General features: G+C 72.2%; 8 protein-coding genes. 2 read left to right on the plus strand and 6 right to left on the minus strand.

Annotation, left to right across the window (positions count from 1 at the left end):
- The first annotated feature begins 509 nt into the window (after nucleotides 1-509).
- A complete protein-coding gene (locus SY2F82_RS07110) occupies nucleotides 510-2195 on the plus strand; it encodes a ribonuclease J (protein ID WP_200418088.1) in 1686 nt (561 codons plus the stop codon).
- A 123-nt stretch (nucleotides 2196-2318) separates the two neighbouring features.
- On the opposite strand, the gene SY2F82_RS07115 is transcribed toward SY2F82_RS07110, so the two are convergent.
- Nucleotides 2319-2663: a MerR family transcriptional regulator gene (locus tag SY2F82_RS07115; RefSeq protein ID WP_200418089.1), complete on the minus strand. Its 345-nt coding sequence runs from the start codon at nucleotides 2661-2663 to the stop codon at nucleotides 2319-2321.
- Between the two features lie 470 nt (nucleotides 2664-3133).
- On the opposite strand from SY2F82_RS07115, the gene SY2F82_RS39815 reads away from it, so the two are divergent.
- Nucleotides 3134-3448: an STAS domain-containing protein gene (locus SY2F82_RS39815; RefSeq protein ID WP_374707132.1), complete on the plus strand. Its 315-nt coding sequence runs from the start codon at nucleotides 3134-3136 to the stop codon at nucleotides 3446-3448.
- A gap of 109 nt (nucleotides 3449-3557) precedes the next feature.
- On the opposite strand, the gene SY2F82_RS07125 is transcribed toward SY2F82_RS39815, so the two are convergent.
- The 5 genes from SY2F82_RS07125 to SY2F82_RS07145 form a co-directional block, all read right to left on the minus strand.
- On the minus strand, nucleotides 3558-4046 hold the full coding sequence (locus SY2F82_RS07125) for a GNAT family N-acetyltransferase (RefSeq protein WP_200418091.1): 489 nt from the start codon (nucleotides 4044-4046) through the stop codon (nucleotides 3558-3560).
- A gap of 428 nt (nucleotides 4047-4474) precedes the next feature.
- A complete protein-coding gene (locus tag SY2F82_RS07130) occupies nucleotides 4475-4957 on the minus strand; it encodes a cupin domain-containing protein (RefSeq protein ID WP_200418092.1) in 483 nt (160 codons plus the stop codon).
- The gene (locus SY2F82_RS07135) at nucleotides 4954-5892 is read right to left on the minus strand and encodes an NADP-dependent oxidoreductase (protein ID WP_200418093.1); all 939 of its coding nucleotides are present in this window, start codon (nucleotides 5890-5892) and stop codon (nucleotides 4954-4956) included. Before SY2F82_RS07135 ends, SY2F82_RS07130 begins: the two co-directional genes overlap by 4 nt.
- 482 nt (nucleotides 5893-6374) lie before the next feature.
- The gene (locus SY2F82_RS07140) at nucleotides 6375-8570 is read right to left on the minus strand and encodes an SWIM zinc finger family protein (protein ID WP_200418094.1); all 2196 of its coding nucleotides are present in this window, start codon (nucleotides 8568-8570) and stop codon (nucleotides 6375-6377) included.
- Nucleotides 8567-11389, minus strand: coding sequence for a DEAD/DEAH box helicase (locus SY2F82_RS07145; RefSeq protein ID WP_200418095.1), 2823 nt, complete (start codon nucleotides 11387-11389; stop codon nucleotides 8567-8569). Before SY2F82_RS07145 ends, SY2F82_RS07140 begins: the two co-directional genes overlap by 4 nt.
- Nucleotides 11390-11449 lie beyond the last annotated feature (60 nt).

Consider the following 11449-nt stretch of genomic DNA (forward strand, 5'->3'; position numbering starts at 1 on the left):
ATCGCCCTGGTCCGGAGAGGCGCTGAACAGCAAGAACGCCCGTGATGGCGATCACGGGCGAACGGAACTTCGGAACCACGACTGCTGATCACAACGCTATAACGGCATGATGGAAGCCGCCAGCGGAAACGCGCCAACATCCGGCCCGGAACGAAGGGCCGGATCGCCCATGAGGCTCGGCCGATGGTGATCAAGCGGTTTCGCGCCCTTCTTCTGCACAAGGCGGCGAGGCATGGCCTCCCTGCCGCCGACTGTTTTCCGGGTGGGCCTCACCGATCATGCGTGACCGGCCCTTCCCCATACGAACGCGGATCAGGTCGCCTGGGCCATGCGCTGCCAGGCGGCGAGCTTGGCCACGTCGACACCTTCGCGCTCAAGGTGATCGAAGACAACCGCCGGCGTGATCCGATCATGCCGGGGCACCCACTGCGGGTGCCCCGGCTCCGTCGGGAAAAGGAGATCGCACAGGCAACGGATCACCCGTCCCGCTCTCCGGGTACCGTCAGGGTATGAGTCATCCGCACCCCGAACTGAAAGCCGCCCCGCCCCTTCCCGAAGGAGGGCTGCGGGTCATCGCCCTGGGCGGCCTGGGTGAGATCGGCCGCAACATGACCGTCTTCGAGCACGCGGGCAAGCTGCTCATCGTCGACTGCGGCGTGCTGTTCCCCGAGGAGACCCAGCCCGGTGTCGACGTGATCCTGCCGGACTTCACCTCGATCCGGGACCGGCTGGACGACGTCGTGGCCGTGGTACTCACCCACGGCCACGAGGACCACATCGGCGGCGTGCCGTACCTGCTGCGCGAGCGGTCCGACATTCCCGTCGTCGGCTCGAAGCTGACGCTGGCGTTCCTGGAGGCCAAGCTCAAGGAACACGGCATCCGGCCGCGCACGGTGCGGGTGCGGGAGGGCGACCGGCGCGGCCTTGGACCCTTCGACTGCGAGTTCGTGGCGGTCAACCACTCCATCCCCGACAGCCTCGCGGTCGCGATCCGCACCCGGGCCGGGATGGTGCTGCACACCGGCGACTTCAAGATGGACCAGTTCCCTCTCGACGACCGCATCACCGATCTGCGCGCCTTCGCCCGCCTCGGCGAGGAGGGCGTGGACCTGTTCCTCACCGACTCCACCAACGCCGAAGTACCCGGCTTCACCACCTCCGAGCGAGAGCTGAACCCGGCGATCGAGCAGGTGATGCGCACCGCGCCGCGCCGGGTCATCGTCTCCAGCTTCGCCAGCCACGTGCACCGCATCCAGCAGGTCCTGGACGCCGCGCACCAGCACGGCCGCAAGGTCGCTTTCGTCGGCCGGTCGATGGTCCGCAACATGGGCATCGCCCGTGACCTGGGCTATCTGAAGGTCCCCTCCGGTCTGGTCGTGAGCACGAAGGAGCTGGAGAAGCTCCCGGACCACAAGATCACTCTGGTGTGCACCGGGTCCCAGGGCGAACCGATGGCCGCGCTGTCACGGATGGCCAACCGCGACCACATGATCCGCATCGGCAAGGGCGACACCGTCCTGCTCGCCAGTTCCCTCATCCCCGGCAACGAGAACGCCATCTACCGGGTGATCAACGGACTCACCCGGTGGGGCGCCCACGTGGTCCACAAGGGCAACGCCAAGGTGCACGTCTCGGGGCATGCCAGCGCCGGCGAACTCGTCTACTGCTACAACATCGTCAAGCCCCGCAATGTCATGCCCGTGCACGGCGAATGGCGTCACCTGCGGGCCAACGCCGACCTCGCCATCCGTACCGGTGTCGACCCCGACCGGGTCGTCATCGCCGAGGACGGCGTCGTCGTCGACCTGATCGACGGACGCGCATCCATCACCGGCAAGGTCCCCGCCGGCAACGTCTACGTGGACGGCATGGAAGTCGGCGGCGCCACCGAAGCGTCCCTCAAGGACCGCCTCACCCTCGCCGCCGAAGGCGTGGTCACGGTCGTGGCGATCGTCGACGCGGACACCGGCGCCCTCGCCGAGGCCCCCGACTTCCTGGCCCGCGGCTTTGTCCACGACGACACCACCTTCGAGCCGGTCATCCCCGTCATCGAGAAGACCCTGGCCACCGCAGCCGAGGAAGGCGTCGGGGACGCGCACCAACTCGAACAACTCCTCGCCCGCGCCGTGGCGAACTGGGCGTTCCGCACCCACCGCCGCAAGCCCCTCATCATCCCCGTCATCATCGACGCCTGAGCCATTGCATCGGCAGCACCGTCCCCGCGCGCTGAGCCCGCCTGAGCTGCGAAACGGCGGTGCGGTCCCTCACGGCCTCGTCCGTCGGCAGTGCATCGGTTGCCTCGGGTTCGGGCGTTCTGATCAGGTTGATGTCTGCGGCTGAGGCTTGCCGCCCTCGGCGCGCAGTTGCTCGTTGATGCGCTGCGCCTCTTCGAGCTGGTCTTCGAGGATGACGATGCGGCAGGCGGCCTCTATGGCGGTGCCCTGGTCGACGAGTTCGCGGGCGCGGGCGGCGATGCGCAGCTGGTACCGGGAGTAGCGGCGATGGCCGCCATCCGAGCGCAGCGGAGTGATCAAGCGGTGTTCACCGAGAGCACGGAGGAAGGCAGGGGTGGTGCCGAGCATCTCGGCGGCCCGGCCCATGGTGTAGGCGGGGTAGTCGTCATCGTCGAGAGGGCCGACGGGACGGGAACCGGCAGGCGGCATAGACCTCTTCTTTCGGGGACGCGTCGGGGGGCCCGGGTGCCAGTACGGCACCCGGGCCCCGAGCTTTCAACACCATCTACCGGCGCACTGCGCCGGCCTTCTTTTTCCGCAGGTGCCGCCCGGGAGGGCGGGGTTGCGGGGATCGCGAATGCGTGACCGGGGACCACCTTCCAATCCGGGGTCTTGCGGTACCCGGGCGGACTCCCTCGCCCGGGCGATCCTGATGGCGTTCTGCTCCTTACCTTTCGATTACGCGGATACCGCGGGTACTGCTCACAGCCCTGCTGGGGCCGTGTCCTTCTGGTCTACCTGCACAGCAGTTCGTGTCTGCTGCGCCCACTTCGACTTCTGGGTACGACGACAACGCTAACCCTGTGACGGAGGAATGTCTACTGTTGCCATGACAGTTTTTCTCCATGGAGTGTGCGTCTGCTTCTACCGCAGGTACATCAGGAAGAGTGCTCACTCGAATGGCGGTCCCCGCTTCCCGTACAGCAGTCCTCGGTGGGACCGGCCCGGTTCTCGCCCACGCTGAACGGCGTGCCAAGCCGCGTACGTCCGCCGCCACGACCCCGCTCCGAGGCCCAGATCAGGACCGCTCTCCGACTGGAGATCCTGCGAGAGGGACGGTGCTGGACCTCGACGGCGTCACGATCGTGGGCTCCAGCGGCGTCAACACTCTCCTCATCACCCACCGAATCACGCGAAGCGCCGGGGGCCGGCTACGACCGGCAGCACCCAGTGCCTCCGTCGCACACCTCTTCCAGATCGTCGGCCTCGGGTGAGGGAGAGGCCGCCGGCGCAGGCGTTCCCCTGCCAGAGGGCAAAGACGACGGCACACACGGAGCGCCGCCATGCACGCGAAGCCGGTGTCCTGCGAACCGGCACACCGCGTCATTCCGAAGGAATGCGAAACTCGAATTCGGGACGGTCCCACAGGACGGCGGGCGGGTTCGCGAGCACGGTCCCGATCCGCACTGCACCGACGCGGTGGTAGAAGTCCTCGGCGGGGAGATGCGACACGACCTTGACGCGGTCGAGCCCGGCGGCACGGGCCTCGGATTGCATGTGCGCGACGAGCAGTCGTCCAATACCCCGCCCTTGCACTTCGTCGGCGACGAACAGCAGGTCGAGCTCCGGTGGAGCGAGGACGAGCGAGTAGAACCCGAGGACCCGGCCTCCATGCTCGTCGGCGCCGACGGCCACAAAGGCGCGGTGGGCCTCGATGTAATCAGGCCCGACCCGGTAGCCCGCGACTGCGGCTGCGTACTTACCCGCGTAGGCGCCTGAGCCACGCACGAGCCGCGTGAGCCGCTTGGCATCCCGCGCAACGGCCCTCCGTATCGTGATCGGCTGGCTGATCGGGGAAGTGCGTGAACTCATCGGGAGAGTATTTCGCACCGGGGCGTGCCGTCGTGCGGCGGGTCGGCTGCTCAGGCAGGATTCCTGCACCGCTCCCGGGAACCGCCTGCCCAGGCCCCGATCGACCAAGTCACTCTCACTGCAGCCGGATCGGCCGCCCGCCGACAGACAGCGACTGAGACGCCCGAACCGCTGCGGAGGAGCCGGAGAACGGGGTGGTACGCAGTGAGGGACCCAGCATCAGGACGGGAGCCTCTTCTGGCCCGTCGAAGCGGTATTGCAGGGTGTTCGACGGTGTCTCACTCACGCCTCAGACCCTCTCACGTATCACGACCGCGCCTGTGACGGGGGCATGACTCCATGGCCCTGACCAGGTGGAAGACCTCCCGGGCAGCGTAGCGTTCGGGGCATCGGACGCTGTGGCGGAGAGGCCGCCGCCACAGCGGGGGCTATGGCTTCGTGTCGTCGACCTTGAGCTTTTCTCCGGTGTTGGAGACGTAGACGACCAGGAGCCTGGCCCGTTCGGTCGGGCTGGTGTTCTCGGTGAGGACGTGGTGGGCGCCCGGCTGCTCGACCCAGTTCTCGCCCTGGTGGTAGGTGCTGACGGGCTTGCCCTCGAGCCGGCTGCGCAGGGTGCCTTCGAGGACGTAGGCGTAGACGAACGCCTGGCCGTGCCGGTGCGGCATCGCGCGAGCGTTGGGCGGGAAGTCGACGATCATCGAGGTGAACGTCTTGCCCTTCACATTCGGAAGTGCTTGCTGGAACAGCGGCTCGAGGGTTTCGGTGGGGCGCGTCGATGCCATGGCCGCTGGCGATGCCACGGCCGCGGTCGGCCTCTTGGCGTGGGCGGGCCGGTTCGAGGTCGAGCACGCCGTGGCCGCGGCCAGCGTGGCGACGGCCAGCAAGCCGCCGGCGATCCGCATTTCGATCATGATCGGGCTCCTGTTCGGTCTTCCGTGACGCGGATGATCGTCTTGCCCGGGGTGCGCTCGCCGGGGGCGAACGCGGCGGGTGCTTCGGCGAGCGGCCGCACAGCACCGACGACCGGCTTGAGCCGGCCGTCCCTCAACCGCGCGGCGAGATCGGTGAGCCGGGCGCGGTCGGGTTCGACGACGAAGAAGATGGCCCGCCCGTCCTTGGGCTGGACCGTGGGCGGCATGGTGATGGTGACGAGCGTGCCACCGGGGCGGACCAGGGCGGCCGAGCGGTCGAGGATGTCGCCGCCGATCACGTCGAACACGACGTCGGCCTCGCCGGCGTCCTCCAGCTTCTCGGTCTGCAGGTCGATGAAGGTGTCGACGCCCAGGGCGAGCGCCCTGTCCCGGGCGGCGGACCGGCCGGTGCCGATGACGCGGGCGCCGGCCTCGCGGGCGAGCTGCACCGCGATCGAGCCGACGCCGCCCGCGGCGCCGTGGATCAGGACGGTCTGGCCTGTGGCGAGACGGCCGTGGTCGAACAGGCCCTGCCAGGCGGTGAGCCCTGAGATCGGCAGTGCGGCTGCCACGGTGTGGTCGATGTCGGCCGGCAGCGGGGCCAGGTTGCGGGCCTCAACCGCGGTGTACTCGGCGAGGCTGCCGTTGCGGGTCCAGTCGGTCAGGCCGAACACCCGCTGTCCGACGCTCAGGCCGGTGGTGCCGTACCCCAGCTCCACGACGACACCCGAGAGCTCATGCCCGGGCACGCTCGGCGTCCGGTCGCGGCCGGCGCGATCGGTCCACGTGGCGGGCCAGTCCAGCTCTCCTGGAGTGAAGCCCGCGGCGTGCACCCGCACGATGACGTCGTTCTCGGCCGCATGGGGGTGGGGCATGTCCGTCAGGGACATCCCGCCGAGACCGGCGTTACGGTCTCGGACTGTGATGGCTTGCATACAGGTCCTTACTGGGAGGGGCGACTCGAGCGCGCAGCCCGTCACACACAGGGCTCACAGCAGCTCGTCATCGGGAAGACGCGGCAGGGAGATGTATGCCGTTTCGCATGATCGATTTCACCTGCTCGCGTATTCCTCCGTCGCCCGTGCGCGTTCTCGTCAGGGCGGCGAGGTAGCCCGTCCGGGTGTGACAGCTCGGAGGACGGTGCGTCCGTCTTCCACACTGCCGACCACCCGGTGTCCGGCGCCGCCTCGGTCCGGCCATGAGTCACCTGAATCCGGACAGACGGCCGGCAGGGGTGTGAGCACCCGCCCGTGGGCGAACGAGCACCCCGCCTCCTTCGAGGACCTCGCAAGCCACGGCGGCCAGGTCAGCGCCGCTTGGTTCGCCGTGAACGGCAGGCCGCTCCATCCCCGAGAAGGTCCTCGCCAGGATGGACCAGGACTACGCCCAGGGCACCGACTGATCCCAGGACGCCCTGTCAGCCCTCCCCCGGCGCCCCGAGTCCGGTCAGGGCGCCGACCGGGTCCGGGTCCGGGGTGCCCCGGGGCCACCAGTCGTCGCGGCCCGGTTCCGACTCGTACGCGTACCACAGGCCGTCCTGGCCGAGACGGAGCTGGACATGGCCGTCGGGGTGGGTGAGGCGGTTGCGCCACGGGCGGAAGGCGGGCAGGTCCGCGGCCAGGAGCAGGGGGCGGGCACGGTCGAAGCGGCCGGCCGGAGGGTCCCAGGGCTCCTCCAGTACGGCGAGGGCTTCCCTTCCGCCCTGGCGCCAGGCGGCGACCGCCCGCGCCAGGTCGGCCGGTGTCCGCCCGGTGGCGGCGGCCAGCGACGCGTACAGGGCCCGGCTTCCGGCGGTGAGGCCCGAGCCGGGGCGGGCGGCCGCGAGCCGTACCGCGTCCTGCCAGAGCGTCAGTTCCGCGACCGGGTCGTGCCCGGTGGTCAGCAGGGCGTGCGCGCGGGCGGCGGCGTCCGTGGCGAGTTGGTCCAGCGCGAACGAGTCGGGGCCGCCCGGGGCGTCCGGGTAGACCGGTGGCTGCTCGGGATGGGCGGGCGGGGGCAGGGGCGCGGGGAGCGGCGGCCGGGTGTGGCGGGCCAGGGCGTCCCGGGCACGTATGCCGGGGGCGGGGGCGGGCTTGCGGTCCCGGTCGGCCCGGGCCGCGCGGGCCGCGTTGCGCCGCGACAGGGCGTCGAGCAGGTCGCGCTCGCCACGGCCGCGCAGCAGGAGCAGGACGAAGGGGTCGCGGTCGAGCAGGTGTGCGGTCTGGTAGCAGACGGCGGCCGCGTGCTTGCAGGGGTGGCCGAAGTCGGGGCAGCTGCAGTGGGGTTCGAGATCGCCGGCGCCGGGGAGCAGGCGGACCCCGCACTCGGCGAGGGACTGCGGCATCTGCTTGTCCAGCAGCGCGGCGATGTGCGCGGGCCGCTCGGCGGCGGCGTCCAGGAAGAGGTCCCACTCCTCGTCGGAGAACGTCCTGAGCCGCACCTGCACGCGGTACGGCCGGGGCCGGCTGCCTTGCACGTATGCCACCACGAGCCCCGGGGTGACGGTGATGGCGTCGACGTTCCCCCGCCCCGCGTACGCCCTCCCCCGCGCCAGGCGTGCCGCGTCGAGTGCCCCTTCCTCCAGCGCGGACACCCAGGCGTTGCCCCACCACGTCTCGGCGAAGCGGTCGCGGTCACGCACCGCACGGGCGGGGAGCGCCTCGAACGTGCGCCGCAGCTCGCCGTCACGGCCGGGGGCGGCCATGGACCGGGGGTAGCGGGGGCTGACCGGGGGTTCGGCGGACAGCGCACCGGGGGGCCTCGCGGACGGTTCGGGTGTGCCCTGTCGCGGCCGTGTGGGCGGGCCGGGTGTCACGTGCGGGGACGGCGAGGGCGTCCCGCGCCGCTCGCCGGGCTCCCGCGCGACGGACGCGCTCCCGCTCCGCGGTGCCGCCGACGCCGGCAGTTCGAAGGCACCGGCGAGGAGCGCACGTACCTCCCGCGCCTGGCGGCCGCCCGCCGCAGGACGAGTGCTGCGGCGGCCCCTAGCACCCGTCGTCCTCGGTGCGGCGACGGCTCCTCGTGGGGCGGGGGTCTCCTCGGTGCCGGACGGCTCGGCGGCGCCCTCCCGGGAGTGGGCCGGCCCCGGGCTGCCGGATCGGCGCCCTGCCTCGGCCGCCGTGGCGCGGCTCTCCGTGCGTTCCCGTTCCGCCTCCTTCCGTGCCGTCCGCAACGCCTCGCGCGCGATGTCGCCGGGCCGTGTGGCGGACGCGGTCTCCCGCCCAGGGGCCGGTGGAGCTGCGGCCGGTGGCGCTGCGGCCGGTGACGCTGCGGCCTCCGGCGCTGCCGCCGGTTCTCCCTCCTTCGGCTGCTCCCCCGGCTCGTCCGCCCGCCGGGTACTCCGACGCTCCGCGTTCGCCCGCCGCAGCGCCGCGCGCGCCGCATCGCCCGGCCGGGGGGTCGCCGGCTTCGCCTCCGGCCCGGGGAGGGCGACGTCCGCTCCCCCGGCAGAAGGCTCGGCTCCGGCAGAACGCTCGGCCCCGGCGGGAGGCTCCGCGCCCTCCGCCTCACCGTCGAGCCGCTCGCGCTCCCGTGCCGCGCGCAGCGCACGGCGGGCCGCGTCGGCGGGGCGCGTCGCGTCGTCGCCGCTCGGTTCCCCGCCCGCCCAGGGGCGTTCCTGCGCCGCCCCGTTCATGCCGTCCTCCTCAGCGACACCAGGTCCGCGAGCTCGCGGTCCGTCAGTTCCGTGAGGGCCGACTCGCCCGAGCCCAGGATGGCGTCCGCCAGCGCGCGCTTGGCCTGGAGCATCTCCGCGATGCGGTCCTCGACGGTGCCCTCCGTGATCAGACGGTGGACCTGGACCGGCTGGGTCTGGCCGATGCGGTAGGCGCGGTCCGTGGCCTGTTCCTCCACCGCCGGGTTCCACCAGCGGTCGAAGTGGACGACATGGCCAGCGCGCGTGAGGTTCAGGCCGGTGCCCGCCGCCTTGAGGGAGAGCACCAGGACCGGGGTCGCGCCGCTCTGGAAGCGGTCCACCATCCGCTCGCGGTCGGGCACCGGCGTGCCTCCGTGCAGCAGGTCGACGGGCACCGCGCGGGAGGTCAGGTGCGTGGTGATCAGGCGGGCCATGCCCACGTACTGGGTGAAGACCAGCGCCGAGCCGTCCTCGGACAGCAGTGTGTCCACCAGTTCGTCCAGCAGGGCGAGTTTGCCGGATCTGGCGATGAGGCCCGTGGCGGTCCCCGCGTCCTCCTTCAAGTAGAGGGCGGGGTGGTTGCAGATCTGCTTGAGCGCGCTCAGGAGCTTGAGGACCAGGCCCCGCCGTGCGATGCCCTCCGCGGTCTCGATCGCCAGCATCGACTCCCGCACGACCGCCTCGTAGAGCGCGGCCTGCTCGCGGGTGAGCGGGACCGGGTGGTCCGTCTCGGTCTTCGGCGGAAGCTCGGGAACGATGCCGGGGTCGGACTTCTTGCGCCGCAGCAGGAAGGGGCGGACCAGGCGGGCCAGCCGCTCCACCGCCTGAGGGTCCTCACCGGTCTCCACCGCCCGCGCGTGCCGGGCGCGGAAGGACTTCAGGGGGCCGAGCAGTCCGGGGGTCGTCCAGTCCAGCAGGGCCCACAGTTCGGAGAGGTTGTTCTCCACAGGTGTGCCGGTGAGGGCGACGCGGGCCGGGGACGGGATGGTGCGCAGTGCCTTCGCCGTGGCGGAGTAAGGGTTCTTGACGTGCTGTGCCTCGTCGGCGACGACCAGGCCCCAGGTCTGTTCTGCCAGCCGGGGTGCCGCCGTCCGCATCGTGCCGTACGTGGTCAGGACGAATCCGCCGTCCATGTCGTCCAGGGTCCGCTCCGGGCCGTGGAAGCGGCGGACGGGGACTCCGGGCGCGAACCGGGTGATCTCCCGCTGCCAGTTGCCGAGCAGGGACGCCGGGCAGACCACCAGCGTGGGCTCGCGGCGCGCCCGGCGCAGATGCAGCGCGATGACGGTGACCGTCTTGCCGAGCCCCATGTCGTCGGCGAGGCAGCCGCCGAGGCCGAGGGAGGTCATGAGGTCCAGCCAGGCCAGGCCGCGCAGTTGGTAGTCCCGGAGCCGGGCGGTGAGGCCCGGGGGCGGATCCACCGGGCCGATTCCGGCCGTCAGCCGGTCCCGCAGGGCGGCCAGCGCGCCGGTCGGCACCGCTTCCACCGTCTCGCCGTCGACGTCCGCGGTGCCGGTGAGGGCGACGGCGAGCGCGTCCACCGGGTCGAGCAGACCCAACTCCCGCTTGCGGGCCTTGCGGACGAGCGCCGGGTCGACCAGCACCCACCGGTCGCGCAGCCGGACGACCGGGCGGTGGGCCTCCGCGAGGGCGTCCATCTCGGCCTCGCTGAGCGGATCAACGCCGAGCGCCAACTGCCAGCGGAACCGCAGCAGTTCCTCGCTCTCCATGAAGCCGGTGCCGTCGGTCGCCGAGCCGGGCGCCGGGCGTACGACCGCCGTCGCGGTCAGGTCGTGTGCCAGGTCCCGGGGCCAGTGCACCGCGACGCCGGCCGCGCCCAGCCGGGTGGCGGCGACGCCCAGCAGGTCGCTCACCTCGTCCTCGGACAACGCCAGGACGTTCGGCACCTCCTGTTCGGCGAGCCGGTCCAGCGGGGGCCAGACCCGGGCCGCGCGGCGGACCGCGAGGGCCGCGTCCACGCGCGCGCGGGGGCCGAAGGCGGCGTCCGCCTCACCGGCCCACAGTGCGGCGGCGTCCACGACCAGCGTCGGGTCGGCGAGGCTGTGCACCTGCACGACCGCCGCCCCGGCGCGGCCCGCTCCCTCGCCGCCGTCGAACAGGTCGTACGCCGACAGGTCCAGGCGCAGCGAGATCCGCACGCCCGCGTCCATGCCCGCGGCGACCTCGGCGGCCCACTCGTGTGCATCGGGCAGCGGCTGCGGCTCCTGGGCGGCGAACGGCCGGCCCGCGGTGTGGGCGGCGGCCGGGGTGCGCGGCAGGGTGTCCGCGACCGCGTCCAGGAAGGACCGGACGAGGGCCTCGGGCTCGGGCAGCAGCAGGGGGCCCTTGGCGGGGAGCGGGACGGCATGGCCTTCGTACGGCAGGGCGGCGGCAATGGCCCTGAGGTGGGTGATGTCGTCCGGCTCCAGGGGTCCGGCCCGCCACGCGTCGTGTCCGTCCGCGGTGAGCCCGGGCAGCAGCCGGCCGCGAGCGACGAGCCGCAGGGCGTGCAGGGCGGCCGCGCCCCAGCAGGCGGTCGCGGGGTGGGCGGCGGGGGCGCGGCGGGCTCGCGCGAGCAGCGGCAGGGCCTCGGTGAGGGGCAGGGGCACGGCGGGCACGGTGCTCCTGCGTGCTCCGGATCCGTGCGGCCGGACGACCGTCAGGTCCTCGGTGCCGTCCGACGGCAGCGGGCCGCCGTCCGGGTCCCAGAAGGCCACCCGGCTCCGGCGGGGCAGCGGCGCGGGCAGGAAGACCGCGGCCAGGCTCTCCCATGCGGGCGCCCGCCCGGGCGCGGCCGCCTCGGCCACCTGCTCCGCCATACGTCCGGTCACCTCCCGCCGCTCGTTCGTGTCAGTCGTCTTCGACTCTACGGGCGGGGT

Source organism: Streptomyces sp. Y2F8-2, from assembly GCF_014905555.1.
Lineage (GTDB): Bacteria > Actinomycetota > Actinomycetes > Streptomycetales > Streptomycetaceae > Streptomyces > Streptomyces cynarae.